Origin of the sequence: Rhizobium sp. SL86 (genome assembly GCF_026672545.1) — a bacterium.
Taxonomy (GTDB): Bacteria; Pseudomonadota; Alphaproteobacteria; order Rhizobiales; family Rhizobiaceae; genus Neorhizobium.
Map to the genome: position 1 here is coordinate 64,979 of NZ_JAPPRJ010000002.1, position 25,671 is coordinate 90,649.

23 protein-coding genes are annotated in these 25,671 nt (G+C 61.9%); 10 read left to right on the forward strand and 13 right to left on the reverse strand.

Translation table 11 applies throughout. The features are described from left to right. Positions 1 to 41 precede the first annotated feature (41 nt). The 6 genes from OU993_RS12570 (at position 42) to OU993_RS12595 (ending at position 7,798) form a co-directional block, all read left to right on the forward strand. Complete coding sequence (locus tag OU993_RS12570; protein ID WP_326493840.1) at positions 42 to 1,190, forward strand: MFS transporter; 1,149 nt, start codon at positions 42 to 44, stop codon at positions 1,188 to 1,190. Positions 1,191 to 1,285: 95 nt separating this feature from the next. Then, complete coding sequence (locus OU993_RS12575) at positions 1,286 to 2,293, forward strand: helix-turn-helix transcriptional regulator (protein ID WP_268157851.1); 1,008 nt, start codon at positions 1,286 to 1,288, stop codon at positions 2,291 to 2,293. Between the two features lie 119 nt (positions 2,294 to 2,412). After that, entirely contained in the window at positions 2,413 to 3,843 is a 1,431-nt protein-coding gene (locus OU993_RS12580) for an FAD-binding oxidoreductase (RefSeq protein WP_268157853.1), read from the forward strand. After that, entirely contained in the window at positions 3,843 to 5,159 is a 1,317-nt protein-coding gene (locus OU993_RS12585) for a (Fe-S)-binding protein (protein WP_268157855.1), read from the forward strand. Before OU993_RS12580 ends, OU993_RS12585 begins: the two co-directional genes overlap by 1 nt. A 1-nt stretch (position 5,160) precedes the next feature. Next, positions 5,161 to 6,849 carry an FAD-binding oxidoreductase gene (locus OU993_RS12590; RefSeq protein ID WP_268157857.1) on the forward strand — a complete coding sequence of 563 codons (1,689 nt, stop codon included), beginning with the start codon at positions 5,161 to 5,163 and terminating at the stop codon, positions 6,847 to 6,849. Between the two features lie 163 nt (positions 6,850 to 7,012). Continuing rightward, the gene (locus tag OU993_RS12595; protein ID WP_268157859.1) at positions 7,013 to 7,798 is read left to right on the forward strand and encodes an SDR family NAD(P)-dependent oxidoreductase; all 786 of its coding nucleotides are present in this window, start codon (positions 7,013 to 7,015) and stop codon (positions 7,796 to 7,798) included. Positions 7,799 to 7,909: 111 nt separating this feature from the next. On the opposite strand, the gene OU993_RS12600 is transcribed toward OU993_RS12595, so the two are convergent. From OU993_RS12600 to OU993_RS12645, 10 genes are all read right to left on the reverse strand, one after another. Further along, positions 7,910 to 8,680, reverse strand: coding sequence for a cyclase family protein (locus tag OU993_RS12600; RefSeq protein ID WP_268157861.1), 771 nt, complete (start codon positions 8,678 to 8,680; stop codon positions 7,910 to 7,912). Beyond that, positions 8,677 to 9,594: an NAD-dependent epimerase/dehydratase family protein gene (locus OU993_RS12605; protein ID WP_268157863.1), complete on the reverse strand. Its 918-nt coding sequence runs from the start codon at positions 9,592 to 9,594 to the stop codon at positions 8,677 to 8,679. Before OU993_RS12605 ends, OU993_RS12600 begins: the two co-directional genes overlap by 4 nt. Further along, positions 9,594 to 10,571: a fumarylacetoacetate hydrolase family protein gene (locus OU993_RS12610; RefSeq protein ID WP_268157866.1), complete on the reverse strand. Its 978-nt coding sequence runs from the start codon at positions 10,569 to 10,571 to the stop codon at positions 9,594 to 9,596. Before OU993_RS12610 ends, OU993_RS12605 begins: the two co-directional genes overlap by 1 nt. Before the next feature lie 81 nt (positions 10,572 to 10,652). Beyond that, positions 10,653 to 11,234 (reverse strand): cupin domain-containing protein, encoded by a 582-nt coding sequence (locus OU993_RS12615; RefSeq protein WP_268157868.1) that lies wholly within the window; start codon positions 11,232 to 11,234, stop codon positions 10,653 to 10,655. After that, complete coding sequence (locus OU993_RS12620; protein WP_268157870.1) at positions 11,231 to 12,373, reverse strand: MFS transporter; 1,143 nt, start codon at positions 12,371 to 12,373, stop codon at positions 11,231 to 11,233. The genes OU993_RS12615 and OU993_RS12620 overlap by 4 nt, the downstream gene beginning before the upstream one ends. 73 nt (positions 12,374 to 12,446) lie before the next feature. Beyond that, a complete protein-coding gene (locus OU993_RS12625; RefSeq protein ID WP_268157872.1) occupies positions 12,447 to 13,574 on the reverse strand; it encodes an FAD-dependent oxidoreductase in 1,128 nt (375 codons plus the stop codon). Further along, complete coding sequence (locus OU993_RS12630; protein WP_268157874.1) at positions 13,564 to 13,938, reverse strand: Rieske (2Fe-2S) protein; 375 nt, start codon at positions 13,936 to 13,938, stop codon at positions 13,564 to 13,566. Before OU993_RS12630 ends, OU993_RS12625 begins: the two co-directional genes overlap by 11 nt. 14 nt (positions 13,939 to 13,952) lie before the next feature. Then, positions 13,953 to 14,900: a VOC family protein gene (locus OU993_RS12635; RefSeq protein WP_268157877.1), complete on the reverse strand. Its 948-nt coding sequence runs from the start codon at positions 14,898 to 14,900 to the stop codon at positions 13,953 to 13,955. A gap of 27 nt (positions 14,901 to 14,927) precedes the next feature. After that, positions 14,928 to 15,596, reverse strand: coding sequence for an EthD domain-containing protein (locus OU993_RS12640; RefSeq protein WP_268157879.1), 669 nt, complete (start codon positions 15,594 to 15,596; stop codon positions 14,928 to 14,930). Then, entirely contained in the window at positions 15,593 to 16,765 is a 1,173-nt protein-coding gene (locus OU993_RS12645) for an alpha/beta hydrolase family protein (protein WP_268157881.1), read from the reverse strand. Before OU993_RS12645 ends, OU993_RS12640 begins: the two co-directional genes overlap by 4 nt. A gap of 183 nt (positions 16,766 to 16,948) precedes the next feature. On the opposite strand from OU993_RS12645, the gene OU993_RS12650 reads away from it, so the two are divergent. Further along, the gene (locus OU993_RS12650; RefSeq protein ID WP_268157883.1) at positions 16,949 to 17,842 is read left to right on the forward strand and encodes a LysR family transcriptional regulator; all 894 of its coding nucleotides are present in this window, start codon (positions 16,949 to 16,951) and stop codon (positions 17,840 to 17,842) included. 160 nt (positions 17,843 to 18,002) lie between these two features. On the opposite strand, the gene OU993_RS12655 is transcribed toward OU993_RS12650, so the two are convergent. Next, positions 18,003 to 18,989 (reverse strand): helix-turn-helix transcriptional regulator, encoded by a 987-nt coding sequence (locus tag OU993_RS12655; RefSeq protein WP_268157885.1) that lies wholly within the window; start codon positions 18,987 to 18,989, stop codon positions 18,003 to 18,005. A gap of 118 nt (positions 18,990 to 19,107) precedes the next feature. Between OU993_RS12655 and OU993_RS12660 the strand changes: the two genes are divergently transcribed. From OU993_RS12660 to OU993_RS12670, 3 genes are read left to right on the forward strand one after another with little or no spacing between them, the layout of a single operon-like run. Continuing rightward, complete coding sequence (locus tag OU993_RS12660; protein ID WP_268157887.1) at positions 19,108 to 20,364, forward strand: MFS transporter; 1,257 nt, start codon at positions 19,108 to 19,110, stop codon at positions 20,362 to 20,364. Next, the gene (locus tag OU993_RS12665; RefSeq protein ID WP_268157889.1) at positions 20,361 to 22,358 is read left to right on the forward strand and encodes a TonB-dependent receptor; all 1,998 of its coding nucleotides are present in this window, start codon (positions 20,361 to 20,363) and stop codon (positions 22,356 to 22,358) included. The genes OU993_RS12660 and OU993_RS12665 overlap by 4 nt, the downstream gene beginning before the upstream one ends. 10 nt (positions 22,359 to 22,368) lie before the next feature. Next, a complete protein-coding gene (locus tag OU993_RS12670) occupies positions 22,369 to 23,523 on the forward strand; it encodes an FAD-dependent monooxygenase (protein ID WP_268157891.1) in 1,155 nt (384 codons plus the stop codon). Positions 23,524 to 23,683: 160 nt separating this feature from the next. Here OU993_RS12670 and OU993_RS12675 read toward each other — a convergent pair whose 3' ends face one another. Together OU993_RS12675 and OU993_RS12680 are read right to left on the reverse strand one after the other, a co-directional pair. Beyond that, the gene (locus OU993_RS12675; RefSeq protein ID WP_268157893.1) at positions 23,684 to 24,841 is read right to left on the reverse strand and encodes an iron-containing alcohol dehydrogenase; all 1,158 of its coding nucleotides are present in this window, start codon (positions 24,839 to 24,841) and stop codon (positions 23,684 to 23,686) included. Positions 24,842 to 25,082: 241 nt separating this feature from the next. Then, the gene (locus OU993_RS12680) at positions 25,083 to 25,667 is read right to left on the reverse strand and encodes an RrF2 family transcriptional regulator (RefSeq protein WP_268157895.1); all 585 of its coding nucleotides are present in this window, start codon (positions 25,665 to 25,667) and stop codon (positions 25,083 to 25,085) included. Positions 25,668 to 25,671 lie beyond the last annotated feature (4 nt).

The following is a 25,671-nucleotide window of genomic DNA, read 5'->3' on the forward strand; positions in this document are numbered from 1 at the left end:
TGCCTTGCCTCGCCCCTGTCAGATGTGAAGAGGAGGAGACAATGCTGACAAAAGAGACGAGTCGGGCCGCGTTGGCGGCACTGGTGATCTGCCACTGTGCGGGCATGCTCGACATGGTCGCACTGCCGGTATGGATCGGAGCCCTCGTCGGGCGCTACGATTTCAGTGCGCAGCAAGCCGGCGGGTTGGTCACCCTGTTCATGGGAGGTGCCTTCCTCGCCAGCCTGGTTCTGGCGCCCCGCTTCAACACTCTGGACCAGCGACGGATAGCAACGGGCAGTTTCGGCATTGCCGGCGCCGCCTTCCTGCTGGCCTCGACGCAAAGCGGTTTCTGGATCCTCGCGGCTCTGCACCTGGCAGCCGGGCTTGGCGCCGGATCGGCCCTGTCCATGGCGCACGGGACGATGGGAAGAACCGCAAACCCGCACCGCACATTTGCGATATCCTTTGCGGCGCTCGGATTTCTGGCCATCATCTTGCTGGCGACATTGCCACAGCTTTTGATCGCCTTTGAGCGTTCCGTGCTGTTTGTGGTTTTCGGCGGCATCATGGTACTGGCCGCGATCATTGCCGGCCTGATGTTCCGCAACCCGCCCATGGTGGCGGAACAGCTGAAAAAACCGTTCAACAGGGCGACCTGGCTGACGATTTTCGGCATCGGCATCATGACCTTCAATCAGTCGATGGTGTTCTCCTTCGTTGAAGTCATCGGCACTCTCCGCGGCTTCGAGCCGGACACGGTTCTGGGTGTCCTGATCGCCCTCGGCTGCATCAACTTTCTTGTTCCGGCGCCGCTTGCCGCCGTCCTGCAGACGAGGGTCTCCGCACCGCTCATGACGCAGCTGGGGCCGATGATCCAGGCGGCGCTCGCACTTGGCGTGACGACGGCGACGGTCCTGCCGATCTGGGCTCCCTCGGCGGCCTTCTTCGTGACCACGCAGATCTTCACCCACACCTTCGTCTTCGGGCTTCTGTCACGGCTGGATCCGACCGGGCGCGCAACGGCGGCCACACCGGCAATGGCCCTGATTGGAGCCGCGAGTGGCCCGTTCGTAGGCGGTGTTCTGGCTCAGAACCTCGGTTATGAAGCCCTTGGAATGGCGGCCGTCGCCGTCAGCCTCTGCTCGACGTTATGCTTCACCATGGCGCGTTATTCGTCAGGAGCCGTGCAGCCATTGCGGGCCGCATGACCAGCGCGCAGCAGACCCGCATGTTCGCCGCGTCAGTGTGGTAGGCTGGTCAATGCCCGCCGGATTTCAGCATCCGCCACGGAAAGGAACCCAGAATGGCGAGCGAAGGACTGAGTGCCGTTCTGAGCTCGATCAGGGTCTCGGAAAGCGGGCTTGTGACCATGGATCTTTTCGATCCGTGGTCGATCGATATCGACTATGCCAAGCCCATCACGGTCACGGTGGCAAAGGGCAGGCTCTGGCTGAAGACCGGAGACAAGGCGCCGGAAGTTTTCGAGACCGGTGACAGCTTCGTGCTGCCGCGCGGCATTTCCCGACACCGTTACATCGTCTCGTCCTCGCCGTCGGCATCCCACTCCATCTCCACCCGACGTCTGGAGGAGATGGGCCGTTTCGAACCCCTGTTGCCGGATCGCCCCGACGTGTCGTTGCGCCGGCTGGTCTGGGGGCAGCAGGGCGGAGAACAGACGCGTCTGATGTCCTTCACCTTCGACTGGAGTGATCGCAAACTTGGCCCGCTGATCGAGGGCATTCCCGAAATCATCCGTCTCAAACGGGCCGAAAACGACGGATTTCTGCGGGATCCGTTTCTCGGACTCGATCTGGAGACGGACGATGCCGGACGGCCGGGTTTCCAGGCGCTCATCGCGCAACTGGCACAGCTCTTTCTCGTTCAGGCATTTAGAAGTTATGCGTTGCGCCATGCGGCAGGTCACGGCGGGCTGCTGGCCGCCCTAGCAGACGCCCACCTGTCGCGTGCCCTCAGCGCTATCCACACCAGGCCCGGCGAGCCCTGGTCGCTGGAGAAGCTCGCCACCTGCGCCGGGCTGTCGCGCTCCCTTTTTGCGCGCCGGTTCCGGGAGGTGACGGGTGTCACACCCATGGGTTACCTGCGGTCCTGGCGCGTCCACATGGCGCGGCGCGCATTACGGGACGGCGATGCGACTGTTTCGTCCATCGCATTCGACCTCGGTTATCACTCCGAGGCGGCCTTTCGCACGAGTTTCCGCCAGGAAACCGGCCTCAGCCCTCGCGAATACGCAAAATCGGTTGCCGCGACGGTCTTTGATCCAAGTCACCGCGAGACGGATCAGTCGTTTTAACAGACGCTACCATACAGCCATGCAGCGCGAAGACCGCTACCTTCTTCTGGACGCAGTGGAGGCGTCACCTCAGGGAGGAAGTCAATGTTCTTGCGCACCCAATGTCCGGGGGCGGGCCGATGAGTGGCCTGCCGAGCGGCATCAAGGCCGATGTTTCGGCGTCCACCTGCGACGCCTTTTCCACCGATAGCGATACGCGCAGCGGGTTTTCACCTCGCGCCGTCCTCTATCCGCAAACACTCGAAGATCTGCGGAAAATCGTCCGCTGGGCAAACGACACCCGAACGCCGCTTGTGCCGGTCTCGTCAACCGGCCCTCGCCGACGGGGTGATACCGTCCCTCGCGTCAAGGAGGCAGTGGTTGTTGATGTGTCGGGCATGAACCGGCTGGTGCATGCCGACAATCGTGACAGGATCGCGATCATCGAGGCGGGCGTCGATTTCGGCTCAATCGATGACCTGCTGCGGCCCCATGCTCTGCGCGCATTCCGTCCCCTGATGCCGCGGTCCGGAAAATCGGTGATCGCCAGCTATCTCGACCGCGAACCGATCATCAACGCCGACGTGCACTGGGATCCCGCCGATCCGTTCGGCGGAACGGCCATCATTTCCGGTGGCGGAGAGCTGACGCTCAACGGGTCGGCGGCGCTCGAAGGGACACTGCGGGAACAATTGGAACGTGGCCATCGCCACATGGTGACATTCGGTCCCGGCAATGTCGACCTGACCCGTGTCGTTCAAGGCTCTCAGGGCTCGCTCGGAATCATGGGATGGGCGGCCGTTTATTGCGAGCGTCTGCCGCAGGTCGAGCAGAGTATCTTCCTCTGTTCGGACACGCTGGCCCCCGTCCTGTCCGCCATGCGCGAGGCCGTCCACCGGCGCATCTGCACGATCGCCTTCGTCACGGACGCCGTACAACTCGCCATGCTTCTCGGGCTTGGACTGGAGGTCGCCGAAAAGCTGCCGGCCTGGACCTTCTGTGCGACCCTGGCCGGTTACGTTCATGCGCCCGAACGCAAGGTGGCCTGGCAGAGGGCTGATCTGGAAACGATCGCTGCACGCCACGGCACAAGCGTCACGACAGGTGTGCTCGAAGTTAGTGCGAACGATCTTGCGGAAAAGCTGCGACAGTCAGGACCGGTGTGCTATCGGGACCTCTGCCTCGGGGCGCACAAGGAGCTGTTCTTCCTGCATCCCATCTCGTCCGTCGGACAGATGATCGAAACGCAGCAGGAGCACCTTGCGCGCGGTGTCCTCCATGGAAGACCCGTCGGCACCTACATCCAGCCTCTGGCGCAGGGAACATTTGCCCATGTGGAGCGTATCATGCCCCACGCACCGGATGCAGATGTCGAAAGCGGGTGGCGGGCACTTGCCGAGACCAGCCTGATCGCCGGCGCGTTTTTCAGTCGTCCGCACGGCGTCTCCCGCGATCTCGCTTTCGTGCGGGACGACGGCAGCGCAGCGCGGATGATCAGCGCGGCAAAGACCCTGCTGGATCCGCACAATCTCATGAATCCCAACCGTTTTGTCGTTCAGGAGGCAAAATGATGCCCGGCGGAAATCTTCTTGATCAACGTCTTGCCGCCATGGACCGCTGCACGCGCTGTTCGCAGTGCAAGTTCGTGCCAGTGCCAAAAAGCCGCGCGCACATGTCGGCCTGTCCCAGCATCGATTTTGTCGAGTATCATGCGGGAAGCGCCAGCGGGCAGTTGATCATGGCCTCTGGCATTGCTCATGGCGAAATCGGTTACACACCGGAGCTGCTCGACACCATCAGCGCGTGCACCATGTGCGGCGCCTGCGACACGGCCTGCAAGGTCAACTTCGCCGAGATCGTCGAGCCACTGGAGGGGCTTTATGCCTTTCGGGCAAGGATTGTCGCCGATGGCCAATCGCCGAAGCGGCATCGCGAGATCATGGAGAGGATTGCCGAAACCGGCAATGCGCAGGGACGTGCGCGCAGCGAAAGAGCTAAGTGGGCAACCGGTCTGACCTTCAGCAACAGGGCCGAGGTATTGCTGCATGTGGGAAGCGTGCTCAGCTACGATATGAGCAAACACCAGAGCCTGCGGACGATCGTTGAGGCCGTGCAAAAGGCAGGTGTCCCATTGGCCTATCTGGGACAGAACGAAGGCTCCTGCGGCATGCTGGCCTGGGATCTTGGCTATCATGACCAAGCAAGGACACTTGCCAACGCTTTTGTCCGGCAGGTCCGGCAATCGGGCGCGAAGACGGTGGTCACCTTCTCCTCGTCGGCGATCTCGGCCTTTCGCAGCATCTATCCGAGAATGGGTATCGATACCGGTGACATCCGCTTCCTGCACTTCACCGAATACCTGCTCGAAATGACAGAGATGGGCCGACTGTCACTGAAAAAGGCCTGTGGTCACATCTGGCAGAAGGTGGCTTTTCACGACACGTGCAAACTGGGACGCCTGACGGAACCATACCAGCGCGCCGATTATGCGCTCACCAAGGAGATGGGCGGCATCTACACGAGCCGCAGCCCGGAAGCGCTCAACTTTTCGCGCAACGGAATCTACGAGGCGCCAAGAGCCTTGTTGCGTCAAATGGAGATCGAGGTGGAGGAACTCGAACGCAACCGCGAGTTCAGCTACTGCTGCGGCGCACAGGGCGGCGTAAAGGAGACAATCCCGGCAGCCGCAAAGATGGCCGCCCGCAACCGTCTGGACGAGTTGAAGGAGACGGAGAGCCAAGTGATGGTCAGCGCCTGCGGAAATTGTGCGCATCACCTGGGCAAACACACGCGCGCACCGGCAATCGTGGTCGATCTGATCGACATCCTCGCCCCAAGCATCGTGGTCGGTGCGGCAAACGTGGTTGTCCACGAGAGGGTAGAGTGACATGGCACGCAACAACGCTAAACACCGTATGGTTCTCAGCCCTCAGGCCCGGACCGAGCTCGAGACCATCCTCGGCGCGCGATATGTCACGGATGATCCGGCACTCCTGTCCGGCTATGCCTGGAACACGGGTGTCGGAAAGATCCCCGGCGGCGACAAATTCGTGCCAATCTGGCCGATCGCTGTCGTGCTGCCCGCCACGACCGAGGAAGTAGCGGCGGTCATCAAATGCTGCAAACGGCATGGGCTGAGTTTCCGCCCGCATTCGACCGGTTATGGATCCATGGGCTGCGTGACGTCGCCGGACTCAATCTGCATCGACCTCAGGCGCATGAATCATCTTGAGATACTGCCCGAGGATCGCATGGCGGTGATCGGTCCTTACGCAACCGCCAATCAGTTGCAGGCCGAAGCACGCAAGCACGGACTGACCTGCCATGTCGTCGGCGCCGGTCCGGCCCACTCTCCTCTCGCTTCGGCGACCTCGTTGATTGGAGTCGGCATCACCTCGCAGTTTACCAGCGCCAATATGCGCAACATGCTGGCCTGGGAATGGGTGACGCCGGAGGGTGAGATCATTCGCGGAGGAAGTGCGGCAAGTGGCATGGGCTGGTATGCCAGCGATGGTCCGGGGCCGGGCACGCGGGGATTGCTGCGCGGCTTCTTCGGCGGCGGTGGCGGCATCGGCGTGTTCACGCGTATCGGCATCAAGCTTTTCCCGATCAACCACCAGGGCAAGATGGAAACCTTGGGCCAGGTTCCGCAGTTGCGTTCCCCTTTGCCGCCGAACACGGCACTGCTGCATGCGATCTTCCCCGGCTACGATGCGCAGCGTTCCGCGACATTCGATCTGTTGCAGGATGATGTCTGTACGGTTTTGCTGCGCATGCCTCCAAACCATGTGGGTTGGACGCTCACGGAAAGCAACGCCGAATTCGTCCGACGCACACGCGACGGAACGCTTCCGGAGCCGGCAAGGCCGGAGAATGGCGCGAGCTGGACAATCTTGATCGCCTCACGCTCGGCAGCCGAGCACCAGTGGCGCCATGACACGGTGCGCGAGATCGTTGCCCGCCACGGCGGCCGCTTCGCAACGATGACGCCTGAGGAGGAGGGTGTTCTCTATCACAACCTCGCCACCTCCCAATATGTGCCACGCGTGCTGCGCGCTTCGGGCGGCATCACGACGAGTTTTGGGGTTCTCGACAGCTTTCACTTCCTCCCAAAGGCGGTGGAAATGGGGGAAATGATGCTGGCGAAAGATACGGCACCCGGCGGAGATCTCTGCGAAGGAAACCCCGATGAACAATGGATATGGCCCCATGAGGGGCGGTATATGTGGGCGGAAAACATCATCCACTTCGATGCCACCAACGAGGCCTCCCGTGCGGCCGGCGCGCGCGCACTGATCGGCCATTTCGCCGCGCAGTGGAAGGACCCTGTGGGGATGACCGGCCTTTTGGTTGGCCCGATACAGGACGTCACGGGACCACGTATCGGCAAGGCACCGGCCTTCGCCCGAAAGGTCAAGACCTACTTCGACAAGGATGACCGGTCCAAGACAAAGGAATACGTCATCCCCAACATGCCACCGGTCGTGGAAAAGATTCTGCCCGCCTTCCGTCCGGTATTTTCCTCGGCACCGGTGCTGCACATCCTGTCGAAAATGGTGGGTAAGAACGGCACCTGACGGAGCTCAGTCCGTGCCGGCTTGAAGCCGCAGACCATAAAGGCCAAATTGCCGATGCAGCCTGTGCCACCGGCACGGACAACAGGACGATCGACGAAAAAGCAGCCGGCGCAATCCGGCTCGCCCCCTCCCCCAGATTTCAGAACCCGCGGAGAAGAGACGCATGCCCGACACGACACCATCCGGCTCGCTTGCCGGATTGTTTGGCCTTGATGGTAAGCGAGCACTTGTGACCGGGGGAACCTCCGGCATAGGTCTTGCGATCGTCGAGGCTTTCGCCGGAGCAGGCGCCAGGGTGATGACCTGTTCGGATCGCCAGGACGACGTCGACCGGTTCGACGTTCCGAATGCGACGGCCATCCTGCACCGCCTGGCTGACAAGGCTGCCGCTGACGAGCTGGTGAGCCGCAGCGAGGCGGAGCTTGGCGGTCCCATCGATATCCTCGTCTGCAACGCCGGCATCGAAGGCCCTGTCGGCTCGACCGGGGAGGCAGACGAAGAGGCCTATCGCCGTGTCTTCGACATCAACCTTCATTCCGCCTATTGGCTGGCGGCGCGATGCAAGGATGGCATGGCCGCGTCCGGCGGTGGCTCGATCATCCTGATGGCAAGTCTTTCGGCGCTACGCGGCAACCGCATGATCGGGATCTATTCGATGTCGAAAGCGGCCTTGTGCCAGATGGCACGCAACCTCGCGGTTGAACTCGGCCCCCACAACATCCGGGCGAACGCCATTGCACCGGGGCTGATCGAAACCCCCTTCTCGCGTTCTCTCCTGGCCAATGACGCCTTCATCGAGCGTCGGCTGCAAGCGACACCGCTGCGTCGCGTGGGTCAACCGATGGAGGTTGCCGCTGCAGCGCTGTTCCTGGCCGGACGCGGCGGGGCGTTCATGAGTGGCCAGACGCTGGTGATCGATGGCGGCACCCTGGTGACCGACGGCAGCTGAGCCATCGGTCGTTGGTTGAGGAACTGTCAGGGTGTCGCGGCACCGCCATTCCTGGCGGTTCAATCGAAGACAGACGTCATCGTTTCGCCCGCCCGCAAACGCATGGCATTGTCAGAGCATTGCGATCGCGCGGCACCAGCCGGCGGAACCGCCTTTGATCTTCACCGGCAGGCAGGACACGGTGAAGCCGGAGGACGGCAGTTGATCGAGCTGCGTCAGCTTTTCCATGTGCATGAAAATCCCGGCGCGTGCCGCCTTGTGCCCTTCCCAGATCAAGCCGGCATCGCCGGTTTCGGCAAAGCGCCTGGCGGTCGCCGGAAACGGCGCATCCCAGGACCAGGCATCCGTTCCGGCGATATGCACACCCTTCGCCATCAGCCAGAGCGTGGCGTCCCGCCCGATGCCACAGCCGCGGCCGAGATACTCCGCCCGGCCATAAGCGGCGCCGGCTGCGGTATTGACCAGCACGATGTCGAAAGGCTGAAGATCATGACCGGTAGCATGGACCGCGGCCTCGATGTCCGCGGCCGTCGCCACATGACCATCCGGCAGATGACGCAGGTCGAGCTTGACGCCCGGCCGAATACACCAGTCGAGCGGAACCTCGTCGATCGTCCAGGCGCGCTCGCCATTGTTCATGGTGGAGGCGAAATGCCATGGCGCATCCAGATGCGTGCCGGCATGGGCTGTCAGGTTCAACTGTTCGACCGCCCAGCCTTCGGCCCCCGGCACATCGGCAATGTCGAGGCCGGGGAAGAAGCGCAGGACTTCTTCCGTGCCTTGCGCATGCGTCGAGTAGGTGATTTTCGGGCCAAGCCCCGGCGGATCGGCCGGCACGTCGTTTTCGATCGCAACCGAAAGGTCGATGATCTTCATGGTCAATCTCCTGAAAGGGCGGCTCTTGCCAGGGTCTCGAGGTCCGCATCCGCCTGAAATTTGAGAGCACGCGCCGGATCGGCATTGAGCGGGGGCATGGCACCGAACGTCCTGCGCAGGATCTCGTCCTTGCCCCAGCGGAGCAAAGCAGGCCGGCCGGTCACGCGGCTGACAGCATCGGCGACCTCTCGCAGACTGGCATAAAGAACCGGTGGCTGGACAACCGTCTGGCCGGACGCGGGAAGCTCCGCGGCATGTAAGAGCGTGGCCACGGCAGCCTGGCGCGACATCCACCAGCAGGTGCTGTGTGCCGGCACCGGACACTCATACTCCCGACCGTCCGCGATGGCATGAAAGATCTGGCTCATGAAGGCAGAGCCGTGGCCACTGTCGCGGACCGGCCGGGCAACAATCCCGGGGAAGCGCAGACTGAGGGCGGAAAGGACCCCGCGCCGCGTCATGTCCGACAGAAGGACCTCCGTCATCAGCTTGTGGGCGCCATAGGTCAGGAGCGGAGATGTCGGCGTCTGCGCGGTTACCGGCGCCGCGCCGAGATCTCCGTAGACCGCGATGGAAGAGGCAAAAACGAACCGCGCGCCGGGGCGCCGAGCCGCAACGCCGCGCGCAAGCGCGAGCGGTGCCAGCAGATTGGTGTGGTGGCCGAGGTCCTGCTCGCGTTCGGCAAGGCTGCCCGGCACACTTGCCAGATGGAAAACAAGATCGAACTCCGGTTCAAGCAGGGTTTCCAGAAACATCGGATCGGCCAGATCGCCGGCGATGGCCTCAGCACCGTCGGGAACCGCGCTGCCCAGCAAACGGTCCGTCAGAACCAGTCGCTCAAAAGGAATGCGCCCGGCGGCAAGCGCGGCGACGAGGCCCCGCCCCAAAAATCCGTCTGCTCCGGTGACCAGGATGCGCATCAGGCCTTCACCACCCCCTGCTCGATGATGCCGAAGGGGCAAGATCCATCCGGCAGACGCGCCTCCATGCGGACGCGATCTCCCCAGGTCAGGAAGGGGGTGCGGGCGGCACCTTCGTCCAGCATTTCGATGACACGGATTTCGGAAATGCAGGACGAACCGGCGGCGCGATCCGTGTTGGAAACCGTCCCTGACCCGAGGATCGTTCCAGCGGTCAGTCTGCGGGTTCGCGTGCAATGTGCGATCAGTTCACCGAAGGAGAAATGCATTTCGTCGCCGCAAGCCCGTCCCACCTCTCGACCGTTAATCTCGACGTGAAGCTTCAGACCGACACGGCCGTTCTGCCAGCAGTCGCCCAATTCATCCGGCGTGATGGCAACCGGAGCAAAGGCAGTGGACGGCTTGGCCTGAAGAAATCCGAAGCCCGCCCGCATTTCCCGCGGTCCAAGCGCGCGCAGAGACCAGTCGTTGATCTGCACCAGCAGGCAGATGCGGCTTTCGGCCTCGTCTGCCGTCGTTCCCATCGCAACATCGGACAGGATCACGCCAAACTCGCCTTCCATGTCGATGCCCAGCGCGTTGTCCGGAAACTCCACGTCGGCAAGGGAACTGCGCAGGTCGTCGCTGGCCCCCTGATAGACCAGCGGGATTGTTTCGAAATCCGGGTTCGGCGGATTGTCGAACGCCTTGTCCATCAGCCGGCCGTGGTTGAGGAAGGCCGATGCATCCAGCCATTGCGGCGCGCGGGGCAAGGGAGCCAGGCAACGCTGCGGCTCGAAACGGGTGGCGAAGGGCTCTTCGCCGGCATTCAGCCGCGCGTAGAGCGCCGCAAGCCGCGGAGAAACCACATCCCAAGCCTCGATGGCAGACAACAGGCAGGTGGCGATACCGGTTGCCGGAACGGCGTGCGCCAGATCCCGGGAAACGACCCAGAGCTGACCGTTGCGCGTTCCATCGTGATAGGTTGCAAGCTTCATCTCGATTTCGTTCCTGTTGTTCTGGCCTGTTGTTCTGCCCTGCAGCGTCAGCCCATCTTCGGCTTGGGTGAGGTGAATCGCTCAGTGTCCGGTAAGCTTGGCGGCAAGTTCCGGCTCGAAGGTCCCCGACACCAGCACGAAGAGCATGCGGCACATCTTACCGGACCGGTTCGCCCAGGCATGGTTGGTGCCGCGCTGGATGACGACCGAACCCGGTTTCAGAAGAACCTCGCCCTCGTCCAGAACCAGGGTCATTTCTCCTTCGATGACGATGCCGTAATCGACCGATTCCGTGCGATGCATCAGGGGATGGGGCGAGTTCTGCTTGACGGTGGATGCTGCCCTGTCGCCAATCTGTTCAAAGGCTTCACCCATGCGCTGCGCACCGGTCTTCAGGAATTCCTCGGTATCCGGCGGGATGTCCACAAAACGAATCCTGGTGCCGCCGGGAGGCGGAGGCAGCACCAGGGGCCCGAGCGTCGGATCGACACCGTTGCCGACCCGTGCGGGACTTTCCTGCGTCGACCAGACCTCGTGGAACATCGTGCCCGGTATCGCCGAGATCTCGACCACGGTGGGAAGCGGTCCAACCTGCGTCAGCACGGAACGTCCCTCATCGTCATGGCCGGTCACGATGCGGGTGATGGTGGGGAAGCTGGTCATGCGGGTTTTGCCTCGAAAAGATTGACGGTTTTCGCCTTGGTGAAAAGACCGATGGAAATCATGCTGACGATCACGGCGGCGATGCCGAGTGCCGGATAGCCGAAGTTTTCGCCGAGTGCGCCACCGACGATCGGTCCCAGGGCAGCGCCGACCATCAGCATGGCCGGTGTCGCAGCCACGGCGCGACCGGTCGGATCAAGCCGGGCCAGCAGGCCGAAGGCGAAGGTATGGGTGAAGATCTGGACGGCGACGAATGTGGCTGCGGCTGGTGCCCACAGAACGATGCTGGTCGCACTGGTCACCACCAGCGCCAACACCGCCTGCACTGCTGGCCCGGCCTGCGTCACAGCCGTTGCCGAGATGCGCGTCTGAAGAAGAGCGGCAAGCGGGGATGGGAATAGAAAATTCACGAAACCGAGCGCGATCAGCACCGCCAGAACATGACCTGGCTCAAACCCGCGCGCCCGGCCGATGACCTCCACGAAGGAGAAGACCATGGCCTGGTTGAAGGTCATGAAGCTGATGCCGAGGATGGTGAACCAGGTTGCGCGGTTGAACGCTTGCCATCCCTGTTCCGCCCTGCGGTCGACCTTGGGAAAAAACAGGATCGCGACGATGGCGGCAAAGGCCATGATCCCACCGAACGCCCAGAACAGTGCCGGCGCGCCAAACGCGATCATCACCTGTGGAAGAAGTGCCAGCACGACGATGGCGAAGAGACCGAGCGCGATACCCGCCATTGCAAAAAGCCGATGTGGATTGGTTGCGCGTCCCATCGTGCCGTGCACCATCGACAATGCCGTGCCGACGGCAAGTCCGGAAACAAGATGCAGAAGAGCCAGTTCCGCAAACCCGGTCCGGCCGGCTGCGACAAAAAATGCGCCAGCGGCGACGGAAAATCCGGCACCAGCGGCCAGACGCTGGTTCATGCGGTTGAAACGGGGCGCCAGGACCAGACTTGCGAGCACGGCACCAACCAGAAACAGGGTCACGACCGCACCCGCGTTTTGCGGAGTGAATTGCAACCGTTCCACCAGAGCACCAACCCAGACCGGCAGTGCAATCAGATCGAGCATTCCGGAAAAATGACCGATGACGAGCGCCGTGGCACCGGCTACGCCGAATTTCTGTCCTGACATTGTAACTCCTCCAGTTGATAGCGCCAGGGCAAGGGCGTGCGGTCTCCCAACCGCAACGCCGGCGCGGATGGGTTCAGATGGGTTCCGCCAGTGTCCTCATGGAACGCTTCATGATCTCTGCGTGCTCCTGGGGGCTCCCGCCATGGATCTCGATCTCCGCCAAGCGGCCGGAATTCTCGACAACCATCTGACAGCGTTCAAAACGCCTGTTCTCGAAGGCGACCAGCGCTTCATCGATACCGACCGGCTTGCCGAGTTCCTCGGCAAGGACGATGGCATCCTCCATGCCGATACAGGCTCCAGCGGCAAGATGCGGCGTGGTGGCGTGGACCGCATCGCCGACGAGAACGACCCGGTTTTTGAACCACGGGCGCGGCATCAGCAGCTGTTCGAGCGGACGATAGACGATCTGGTGTTCGTCGCAGAGTTCAGAGGCGATCTTCTGGATGATCGGCGAGGGAAATTTCAACAGCAGGCCCCGCAGGGTCTCGACGAAGGTTTCCGGCGGGACGAAGTCATTGGTGGCCCGGTCTTCGGTCAGGAAGAGGTAGACCTCGTCCTTGTTGACGCCGTTGACACCGACCTTCAGCGTCGGTCCCATCCACATGGTGACCGTGTCGATACCCTCAGGTTTCGGCAATACCGCACGCCAGACGGCCTGGCCGATGAAGCGCGGCTTCGGCGCGTCCGGGAAAATCGCCGTGCGCACAGAGGAATAAAGTCCGTCCGCGCCGATCACCAGGTCATAGCGACCGGAACTGCCGTCGCGGAATGTAACCTCGACCACGTCATCCTGCTCGACAATGCTGCTGAACGTGGTGCCCAGCCGGACATTGACGGTGGACGCGCGAACGGCATCCGACAGGATCCTGGCCAATGCCGGACGCATGATGGCGCCGCCACCGGGAATATCGGGACCAGCCACGCGGGGTGTTGGCAAAGTGGCGAGGATCGCATCATCCGGCCCACGCATATGCACGCCGTCGCTGAGGTTGCCTTCCTCCATGAAGCGCTCCAGCAGACCAAGCTGCTGCAGCAGCCGGAAGGTCGCGCCGTGCAGGCTGATGCCGGCGCCATAGGAGCGCCATCCCGCATCGATTTCGACGAGATCGACGGCAACCCCCTGGCGGGACAGTTGCAGGGCTGCGGTCATGCCGGCGAAACCGCCACCGATCACGAGTATCTTGGAACTAATTGTCACTTTTGCTCTTCTCCTCCACGGGCAACGCGACGAACACGTCACCCTCCTCGCTGACGCTGATGGCGACTGCCGTCAGTCTCTGGCCCAGGCACGGCCCAAGGACGCATTCGCCGGTTTCAATCTCAAACAGGGCGCCATGGGAGTGGCAGGTCAGATGTGTCCGCTCGCCGTTCAGATAGCCATCGGTCTTCCAGGCCATCGGCGTGCCGGTCGAATAATGCGGACAGGCATCCAGCCAGCCGCGCAACACGCCGCCCCGCCGCACCAGGATCACCTTCCGCCTTGCCCCGTCGATCGGACCGAAGCCTTTCGCCTCGCCTTCCCCGATGTCCAGAGCACGGCACAGATAGCGTGTCTCCCCCATGGTGCCGTTCCGGATCAGCCTTTTGCACCGGGCGGCGGACCACCGGTCGGGGCCCATTTCTCCCGCATTTCGAACAGCACGATCTGCGAGGCTTCGGCCCCCATCGGTGCCTCGCGCGCGATCCAGGTGTCGTCGTGCTTGTCCATGTCGGCATCGTATTCGAAGTGACAGCCGAGCGGGCTGTTGAAATACCAGAACCAGTTCGAGCCGAACTTGTGACGCCCAGGGCCCCAGAAGCTCTGATAGCCCTTCTTCACGAAGCGCGTACCGGCAACCATCAGTTCGGTCGGGCCGCCCATGTGGAAGGCCAGATGTTCGCAGCCCTTCATGTATTCCGGCGTGCGAATGAAAAACAACGTGTGGTGATCATCATTGGCCTTGGGACGCAGGAAGGGGCCGGCTCCCGTCAGGACGTCGGTGATGACGAAACCGAGGCGGTCGCAATAGAATTTGGTGGCGACATCGAGGTCGGGAACGAAAAGCACAACGTGGCTGAGCGTGCGCGGCAAGGCCGGCATCTCTTCCCAGACGCCGATCTCGTTCGGTCGGCGCTGGGCCGGTGCGCCGGGGGCATTGATCTTCTCGGCCGGCATGTCGAGTTCGCGGCGGATCGTCACCTGGAACTTCAGCTCGAAGCCATGATCGTCCTTGAGTTCGATCGAACCGTCGGAGAGGCGCGTGACGCGGCGATCCGTGCCGAGTTCCGCTTCGATCGCATCCAGATCTTCCGCGGAGCGAACGCCGTAGACCTGCTGGCGCAGCATGTTCGAGGTCGGCAGCGGCGGTGGCAGCATCGGGTCGGCCTTGTGGCGGATGATGATGCCGGTGCCGTCCAGCGTCTCGAAGATCCCACCCTTTTCCGTCACGTCGACAGGCTTCAGACCCCAGGCGGTGAGGTATTCAATGGAGGCGGCAACATCGTCGACGCCGAAAACGAGATAATCAGGACCGATGATATTCATGGGAATTCCTTTCGAGGGCGACCGAGATCACCCGGCATGAAGAACGTATTCGCGTGCGACAGTGATCGTGACGTCGGCAGTGCCCGATGGCGTCTCGTCGCCGATCGCCTGCCTCACCGACTGCGCGAAGGCGACGGCAGCGGCCTCGTCGGCCAGAAAGAACACGTCGACCGCGTGAACCGGCGAAGGAAAGACCGGGAGGTTGCGACAGTGTGCCGGTGCCGAGGCAAAGATGGCCGCAACCGCATCGCTCGTGTCGGGGGCAAAGGGCGGTGCGCCGTGCCAGACGACAAAGACCTTGGTGCGGCCTTCATGCGGTTCTCCTGGCGTGCGAATGACGTCTTCGGTCACGGGCAGACCGAACACCGTACTGTCATCGACCATCTGTGGTTCATCAGGCCGAAGGTGTTCAATATAGAAGGATGTCTCACGCGAGGCCTTCGCGGTCGCAAGGTCCGGGAACCAGACTTCCGTCACGAAATCCAGGCCAAGCGTGAACACGCCCACCCGCGTGTCCGATCCGGGATAGACGCCGTCAAACGCGTGGTTCTGAACATAGCGGCGCGGCGCCTGATCCGGGTGGAGGCGGATGTAATCGAGAACCAGTGCCCCATGGATGTCCTTCATGTGGGCCCGATGCTCGGCCAGCGTCAGTCCGGGGCGCCGACGTCCGAAGATCATGGTTTTGATGGTCATGCGGCAACCTCCACGGCGACTTTGCCGCCCAGCACTTCGGCCACCCAATCGGCGATATAGGCCCCGGCATTGGCGGAATTGTCGAAACTGGAATGCTGCACACCGCCGGTGCGCTCGTCGAAGATTTTCAGTTCGCGCTTCGGGCTGTTGACCAGCTGGTCATAGGTTGCATGTGCCCATTGCAGCGGAATCTGGCTGTCCTTCTCGCCATGGGTCACGAGGAAAGGCACGCGGATGCGGTCCAGAATTCCGTTGAGATGCACCTTCTCGGCAATCTCCATGAAGGCATCCATATCCTTGGCGCCCCAGACCCAAATGACATGGCTCCAGTAATGCGGGACCGGGAAATTGCCTTCGCGCGCCAGACGCTTCTTCTGGACGTCGCGCCAGTCGTGATTGGCGCCCCAGACCACGCCGCAGGCGAAACGCGGCTCGAAGGCCACGGCGCGCGGACAGTAGTAGCCACCGAGCGAGACGCCTTCCATACCGATCCGCTTCGCATCGACATCGGGCTGCGTCTCCAGCCAGTCGACCACGCGGCTTGCCCAGTGCTCGCTGTCGAAGCGTGCCGTCATCGCATGCAGCCGCAATGCTTCGCCGGTTCCCGGCTGGTCGACGATCAGCGAGGCAACGCCTCGCTTCGCAAGCCAACCTGGCAGACCGACCAGGAACTTCATCTCCTTGGTGCTGTCCAGCCCGTTGACCTGAACGAGCAGGGGCGCGGGTCCCGTGACACCTTCCGCCGGCACGTAAAGCGCCGACAGATGCTTGCCTTCGTAGGGAATGCTGACGCGGCGGCACGAGGAACCGGAAAGCTTCAGACCTTTTTCGAATGCTATCAGGAAGCGCTCATACAGCGCCAGACGCCCCTCCGAACCATGCGCCAACAGGCGCTCAGCGGTCAGCATGTAATTGGCAGCGCGAAGCAGCTTGTCACCGGCCGAAATAAGCCGTCCTCGCGCTTCATCCTCCTCGGCGAGAGAAACGAGCTTGTCGGCCATCCTGATCCAGGTGTCGCGGAAGGCCTGGGTACCGGCGGCATCCGGCGCCTTGGCTGCGTCCTGCAGCGGCGCGCACATTTCCTCGATCTCTCCCATCCGGGCGCCCATCTCGATCGACAGATTGACCGACAGGTTCCAGACGTAATTGGTGGGAAAGTACTTGAACATTGCTTCTCCTCGAAATCGCCCCTCCGGCGATACTGTCGATGGGAAGCAGCCAACGCTCTGGCCTCCCGGCCTGACGTCGACAATTCCTCCCAACTGGAGATCTAGCGAACATTAGCCTGTTTACAAAATTGCTTTGATGAATGATTTGTATTTATGGGGAAAATAGATGGGAGGCTTTTAGAGATGCGGTTCAAGAACCTTGACCTGAATCTACTCGTGGCGCTCGATACCTTGATCAGGGTCCGCAATGTCAGCCGAGCGGCGGAAGAAATGTTCATCACCCAATCGGCCATGAGCAATGCACTCGGGCGGTTGCGGGACTATTTCGACGATGCGCTGCTGATCCAGGTGGGGCGCTCCATGGAACTTTCGCCATTGGCTGCCTCGCTCGAACAGCCATTACGCGACATCATCGTGCGGATCGAAGCCGCTGTCGTTTCCACGCCCTCCTTCGAACCGGAGACATCCACCCGAAGCTTCAGTCTCATCGTCTCCGACTATACGATGATGACGATCATGCCGAACTTCATCAGGCTGCTGCAGGCCCGCGCCCCCGGCATCCAGGTCGATCTCAAACCGCAGCAGAACCATCCGCATATCCTGCTGGAACGTGGTGAGGCGGACCTCCTGATCGCCCCGACACCCTTCTGTTCCGAAAACCACCCGAGGGAGGTTCTCTTGGAAGACGATCTCTGTTGTGTCGTGGCTGCCGACGGACCATTCGGCCACGGCAGCCTGTCGACAGAGGATTTCCTGGCTGCCGGATTCATCGTGATGCAGCCTCCCAACGGGGGAGAGAGTTTTGCGCAGCGCGCCTTCGACAGCGTTGGTCTGAAGCTCAGGGTAGAGATCAGCAGCTACAGCTTCAGCTCTCTGCCCATGCTCATTCAGGGAGGAAACCGCATCGCTCTCATTCAACGGAAGCTTGCGAATATCTTTGCCGGCCTTGGCGGGATCACGATCATTGAAACGCCGATTACCCTGCCGAAGCTGCAACAGTCTCTTCAATGGCACAGTTACCGGACACGCGATCCCGCCCTGAGCTGGATCCGCAGTCTGATCCATGAAGCAAGTTAGACCATCTCTGGCTTCTGCCGACAGGCTGCGGGCGAGAAGCCAGCGCAACGCCCCGGCGGTCGCAGGGAATGCCGTGGGATCGGAACGACCGGGTCACGCACAGCATCACAGTCTGCTCTGCGTCATGCGATGATACTTGATGCCGAGACCGGTTTGTCCGTCACGCCTCGCGCGCCCTTGACCGTGCCGCCAGCGCCCGTGACGGCTGGATGCCGAAGCGGCGCAGGTACAGCTGCGAAAAATGGCTGGGATTGCTGTAACCGACGGCAATCGCCGCCTGAGTGATGTTCACATCACTTGCCTCGATCAGCCGACGCGCCTCCAGAAGCCGTTGCTCCTGGAGGAAAGCATAAACAGCGAAGCCAAACAGGCTCTTGAAGCCGGCTTTGAGGCGTTTCTGACTGAGGCCGACCTCCCGGGCGAGGTCATCGAGCGTCCAGGGGCGCGCAAGGTCGCCAATCAACAGATCGCGGGCGCGCTCGAGCGGGCGGCGGTCGCGTGGCGGGATCGTCTGGGGCGCTAGCGAGCGGCGCATGGCACCTATCGAGGCGTTGATGATGTCGAGCGCACGCGCCTCAAGGGTCAGGTCGTCATTTTCCACCATGGCACTGTCGAAAAGCGCGCGGGCGACGGCGAGAAGATCAGGCGGTACCGGCAGCACGCCAACCCAGGTGCCATTACCAGACGCCATGTGCAGGGCATGGTTTTCGTCGAGGTTGGCCAGCACATCGCCGGCACCGAGCCTTTGCCACAGGGCGATATCGACGCGGATGTCCATACCCTTGAACCTGCTGCCGACAGGCACGTCGTAGAAGCCGATCGCGCCGGTCGGCGCCGCCATCACATAGATGCGCCCGGGCCGATAGGGCACGGACGACAGCCGCCGCTCTGCATCCTTGTCGAGCAACCAGCCCTGGCCGGTCGCTTCGAACAGAAAATCAATGGCCACGCAGGGTTCCGTTGCAAACCGGCCGACAAAATCAGGACCGATCACCATGTCGAAGACGGAAATTGTCAGGCCCGGCCGAACACCCAGGATCTTATAGGCGCCCTCCGTCGCGGCGGCGGAAAACGTCGGATCGGCTGGGTTTGGCCCCAGCACGACCACGTCGTTCTGATCCGACTGTGCCAGCGCACGCTGTTCCACTCGAAGATTCATTCGCTACCAAAATAATGGACCGGATCGCAATATCGCTGAACCTGATCATGATAGTCAAGTTTAATGCGACATCTTACTGAGACCCGGAAACTCGTTGTGAGGGGCAATGACGACTGCTCTTGTGAATATTGCTGCACGCTCCACATCATGGACCGTCCTCGGCCTGCTTGCGGGCCTTTATGCCGCCCAGTCCGTCACGGGCAGCATGGTGCAGACCGCACTTCCCGTCGTCCTGCGCGATGCGGGCATTCCGCTCGACCAGATCGGTTATCTCGCCGTTCTCTTCCTGCCCTGGGCGCTGAAATTTCTCTGGGCACCGCTCGTCGATCGATTCCTGAACGAACGTAGCTGGATCTTCGGATGCCAGTTCGGCATCATCCTCTGCTTCCTTGCTGCGATGGCGCTGCCACCGCAGACGCATCTGGGTTGGCTCGCCGGTGTTCTTCTCGTGATGGGCCTCTTTGCCGCGACACAGGACGTGGCAACCGATTCGCTTGCCGTGCGCGCCTCCGACGCAGGCAGTCGTGGTTTTGCCAGCGGCGCCTCGACGGCCGGTGCCTATCTCGGTTTCCTGATCGGCGGAGGGTTGTGGCTCATCGTCTATCAGCATGCCGGCTGGGCCGTTTCCATGGCCTTCATGGCAGGCTTCGTCTGCCTTCTCACCATCCCCGTATTTCTGTCCAACGGACTCGCGGCACCGCGAGCGAAAAAGACGGCCGGTACACATCGCGTCGGCCTGAAAGCCACTTTCGGCAACCGAGACCTCACCCATGGCCTTGTTTTTCTCGTCGTCTATCAGATCGGAATCCGCATGGGTTCGTCGCTGGCCGGTCCTTATCTCGTCGACAAGGGTGTCGCGCTCGACATGATTGGCCTCCTGCGTGGTGCAGGTGGGGCGCTCATCGGCTTGCTCGCCTCGTCGCTCGGTGCGCTCGCCGTGCAAACGGCCGGCATCCTCCGGTCGATCGTGATGGCCGCAATCCTCAACGCCGTGCTGCTCGCAGGCCTGGCCCTCATCGAATTCACCGGCTCGGTCTCGCCGGGGCTCGCCGTATGTATCCTTCTCCTTCAGGTTGGCGCTGTCGCATTTTCCTTCGTCACGCTTTACGCGGCGATGATGAACTGGTGCAATCCGGACCAGACGGCGACGGATTTCGCCGCACTCCAGAGCATCGACGCGATCCTTGCAATCGCCGCCTCCTCGGTTGCCGGCGTGCTTGGCAAGGCCTTCGGTTATGCCTGGCTGTTTTCCGCCTCGGCGGCCTTCATCCTCGTCGCCATTCTCCTCGTACCGCGCACCCTTGCCGCCACCGCGCGGCTGAGCGAGCGCTTCCCCATCCCAGAAAAGGTATCTGAATCATGATGCGTCACCGCTTGTCCGGCGTTTCCCTTCTTGCTCTCGCCGTCGGTCTTTCACCGCAAGATATTCTGGCGCAGGACAATGAGGCAACGACGATGCTTGAGAGGATCACCATAACGGCGACCAAACGCAGTGAAGACTACTTCCTGCTGCCGTCTGCGACCGATATCGCCACTGCAGAGGACCTGGAGAGCCGCGACATCGACACCGTTGCCGATCTCGACCGGATTTTCCCGGACGTCAACATCCGCTCGCGCTCCAGCCGGACCTATGCCAACTTCACGATCCGCGGCCAGGCCTCGCTCGATTTCTACAATCCGAGCACACAGGTCTATATCGACGGCCTGCCGCAGGACAGCTTCAACCTGACGCGAGCGCTGCCCGCCGAACTCGAAAGCGTAGAGCTTCTCTATGGCCCGCAGGGCACACTGTACGGCCGCGGCGCGATCGGCGGCGTCATCAATATCGTCACTCGCAAGCCCGACAACGAGGCGCGCTTCGGCTTCGATGCCAACCTAACCGATCAGGGCGCGGGCGGGACCTTCCACGCCAGCACGCCGATCATCGAAGACGTTCTTTACGGTGACGCCAGCATTTCCTTCCTGAACGGCAATGATACCTATACGACCACAACGGGCGAGGATGTCGGCGGGACGAAAGACATCAACGGCCAGGTGCGCCTGCGCTATGCTCCAACCGACAGCCCTTGGGATATCACCGTGACCGCCGGTCGCGGCCATGTATCCTCGACGGAAGAATATTTCGTTCTGGAATCGATGCTGGAGGACCGCGTCGCCTATCCGGCACCGTCTCAGTACGATCTCGACACCTGGAATTTTGGCATCAACGCCGCCTACGACCTCGGTTTCGCGACGATCACCGCCCTCACCGGTTACCAGAAAAGCGATCTCGACCGCACGATCTTCGGCAGCTATACGCCGGAAAAACAATGGACACTGAGCCAGGAACTGCGCATCGCTTCCAACCCGGATCAGGGCAGCGCGATCGACTACGTGGCCGGGCTCTATTACCAACATCTGGATTTCACCCGCAACGTGCCGGCCTATGGACAGGTTTCGAACCAGAAGATTGATTCCTATGCACTCTTCGGTGATGTGACCTGGCATGCCACGGACCGGCTCGACATCTCGCCCGGTCTGCGTCTCGACTACGAATACGCGGCGGCGGAAGCGACGGGCGGCATCACGCTCAACGACGACAATTCCTTCACGGCACTTTCGCCGAAACTCGGGGCGAGCTACAGCCTCAGCGACGAATGGCGCGTCTACGGCCTTCTCAGTACAGGCTTCAAGGCCGGCGGTTTCACCCGCAACGTGGCGCCTGCCAACATCGCCTTCACCTACGATCCGCAGCACACCTACAATGGTGAGGCCGGGCTGAAATATCGCAACGAGACGGGTACGCTGGAAGCACAGCTTTCGGCCTATTACAATGTCACCAAAGACTATCAGATGTTCGTTGGCACGCAGCCGTATCAATATCTGCAGAATGTCGGAGAGGTGACGGCAAAGGGGATCGACCTGAAGATCCGCGCAAAACCCACCGAGGAAATCGGCATCACGGCGGGCCTTGCCTATAACCACACGCGCTTCACCGACTATGAAAACCCCTTGACGACCGGCGCCGACCTGACGGGCAACACGGTACCTTATGCGCCGGAATTCACCGCCAACCTCATGGTCGACTACCGTTTCGAGGTTGAAAGCGGCCGCGGCGCGTTCGTCCCCTATGCCGGCCTCACATATGTCGGCGAGCACTATTTCGACGAAACCAACACGATCGGCCAGAAGGCTTATGCGCTCGTTGATCTTGGCGTGAAATGGGAGATCGAGGAACAAGTCACCGCGGAAGTCTTCGTGACCAATGTCTTCGACAAGACCTACACGACCTATGGCTTCCAATATCCGGGCCTGGGCAATCTGTACCAGCTTGGCCAGGGCCGCACGATCGGCGCGCGCATCAATATGACGTTCTGAGGAGACCTTTATGCGTATCCTCATCGTCGGAGGCGGGCCGGCAGGCCTGACGTTTGCAGCCTGCCTACTGCGGCACGGCATCGAGCCGGTCATCGTCGAGAAGGCCGCTCATGGCCGCACCGGCGGCTACTCGATCGGCCTGCATGTCAACGGCTGGCGTGTTGCGGAAAAGCTGGGACTGGTGGAAGCCTTCCGCGAGAAGGCGATGCCGCTCGGCCTTGCCCATCACCGCGACCGACACGGCCGAAAGCTCTTCTCCTATGACTACCGAACGCTGGCAGAGGCCGCCGACGGTCGCCTTCTTGCCATCATGCGCCAGGATTTCCAGGAGGTCCTGACCACCGCCGTGCAGGAAAATTGCCCGATCCGCTACGAAACGACCGTGATTTCTCTTGAGGACGATGGATCGGGCGTGGACGTTACATTCTTCGATGGCAGCCGTGATCGCTTCGACCTCGTCGTCGGCGCCGACGGCTATCGCAGCAGCGTGCGCGCACTGGTCTTCGGACCGCATGAAACGTTTCTCCGACCGCTCGGTTACCGCGCGAGCGCCTGGCGGGTGCGCCTTACAAAACCGCTCGGCGCGAGTTTCATCGGCATGATGGATGTGGATCATCAGGGCGGTCTCTACACGGTCGGCGACGGCACGGCAGCAACACTGTTCTGCTGGCGCGACGAGCGCACGGACCGGCTCGATCCCGATGCGCGTCGCGCTGTCCTGCAACAGGAGTTCGGCCACTGGCCGGAGCCGGTCGCATCCGCCCTCACATCGGCAATCGACTGGGACCAGTCGTTTTTTGACACCGTGTCCCAGATCGAAGTCCCCAGATGGTCAAAGGGCCGCATTGCCCTGCTGGGCGATTCCGCCTGGTGTCTGACCTTCCTGGCGGGACAGGGTACGTCCACCGCCATGGCCGGAGCCTACATCCTCGCCGCGGAACTGGCTCGGAAAGGCCATGTCGAAGCACTTGAAAGCTATGAGGCACGGATGCGGCCGCTGGTGACGAAGATGCAGGCGGTGTCGCGCAACATCGGCAGCCACTACATCCCGCAGAGCACCTTCGGCATGCGCCTGCAGTCGTGGCTTCTGCCGATCATGCTGTCGCGACCGCTCATACGGTTTACGTCAAGCCGGCTGGCGGCACCACCCGTAGCGATAGACTGAAACCTTATACATGTGTCGGCTCCGGCCAGACGGCGCAGGCAGATCTTGGAATCCGCATGCTCACACCGTCCGGATCACACCCCGTTATGGGCGAGGACACGTATGGCGGAGATCAAGCCGCATTGCTCGGTTGCGCCAGCCATCGTGCGGTTGAGGCCCTTCAGTAAGCCGCGCGGTAAATCGCCAGCGCGTCCGCCTCGGTTAGCGGTCGCGGATTGTTGACGAGAAGCCGCGTCTGGTTCATCGCGTCCTTTGCAAGCTTCGGCAACCATTCTTGCGTGATGCCGAGATCCCGCAGGCGCTGCGGTAGCCCGCAATCGATCGATAATTGCGCCAGAGCATCACAGAAACCCGCCACCCGCGCCTGCCCCTGCAGATTGCCGAGCGCCGGAAAGGCATGCGGCGCTAGGTCGACATAAACGTCATGGGCAGTGACCGCGTTGAAACGCAGCACATGCGGCAGCACCAGCGCATTGGACAGCCCGTGCGGGATATGGAAGTGCCCCCCGAGCGGATAAGCGAGCGCATGCACTGCCGCGACCGGTGAATTGGCAAAGGCCTGACCGGCGAGCATCGAGCCCAGCAACATGTCCGCCCGCGCCTCAGCATTGGCGCCATCTTTGACCGCGGTCAGCAATGCCGGCCCCATCAACTGAAGTGCCTGGATGGCCAAGCCACGCGAGACCGGATTGTTGTTGGCATTTGCCGAGGCAAAGGCTTCGATCGCATGCACCATGGCATCGAGACCGGTCGCAGCCGTCACATGCGGCGGCAGTCCATAGGTGAGTTCCGGATCCAGCAGCGCGACATCCGGCAGAAGAACGAATGAAACGACACCCATCTTTTCCGCCGTTCCTGTCGTGACGATCGCGATCGGCGTCACCTCCGAACCGGTACCGGCCGTGGTCGGCACCAGAATGAGCGGCAGGCGTGGGCCCTTGGCTTTGCCGACGCCGTAAATCTCCTTCAGGTCCTCGCGGCCCATGGCGAGCAAAGCCACGAGCTTTGCGACATCAAGCGACGACCCGCCGCCGAGACCAACGATGCAATCGGCGGCGGCCTCCCGCGCAAGCCGCGTGGCGGCCTCGATCACCACCTCCGGCGGATCGGCCACCACATCGGCAAACAGCGACACCTCGATCCCCGCCGCCTTGAAAACATCAAGCGCCCTGTCAACGATGCCGGTCTTCATCATGCCCGGATCCGTGATGAGCAATACGTTTCTGCCAAACGCGGCCAGAACGAGATCGCCGAGTTTCAGGAGTGCCCCGGCTCCGAACTGGATGCTGCGGGTCGTATTGAAGAGAAAAGGCTGCACGTGTTCTTTCCTTGACGTTGATCTGTCACGATCCTGCAGCCCCATTCGGCCGCCCGAGACATCCCTCGCATCTGCAATGTCACCGATGATCCATTGTTTTTGCGCCGTGCGCAACGCGCGGCGACCCCAGAACCGACACCTCCGTCTTCAGCACCCCCGGATAATCCGCCAACAGATCGACAGGCCGCGGCAGAAAGAATGGTCCGACAATCCGGGCGGCCTTTTGCGGCTCCGGATCGGATCAGCGGGCGGTGTTGGCAGGAGACTGGTTTCTCTGCCCTCTTGCGCGTTCGGCAAGGATGAGGCCGAGGCCGGCCTCGTCGTGAGGATCGGACACGGGTTGATCCTGGTGATAAAGCGGAGCCGTATCCCGTTTTCGGTGGGCGGGGTTGAGCAAGGCACAGTCGAGACAGTCGACCCGCCTGCTGGCGATCTCGCTGACCAGGTCTGCGATCGAAAAACGATCCATGAAGGTGAAGAAGGTGGCTTCGGCGGCGCCGACAATCGCGGTGAAAGCGGTATTGGCACCAGGCGGCTCAGCACTGTTGCGAGCCTCCGTGTGACGCACGAGATCCGGTTGCATGCGCCTCAGCACGTCACCAAGCAGGATTTCCTCCGGCGGACGCGCAAGGGTGATCCCACCTTGACGCCCCCGCATGGCTTTCAGAAGACCCTGCTGGACAAGATCGGTGACGATCTGGGCGGCATGATCCTTCGTTGCCTTGGCCGCTTCGGCCACATCCATCGTGCGAACGGTCTTGCCGGCCGCTTGTGCGCAAGCGGTGAGGATTGCAATGGCGATCTCGGATTGGCGGGTCAGGCGCATTCGT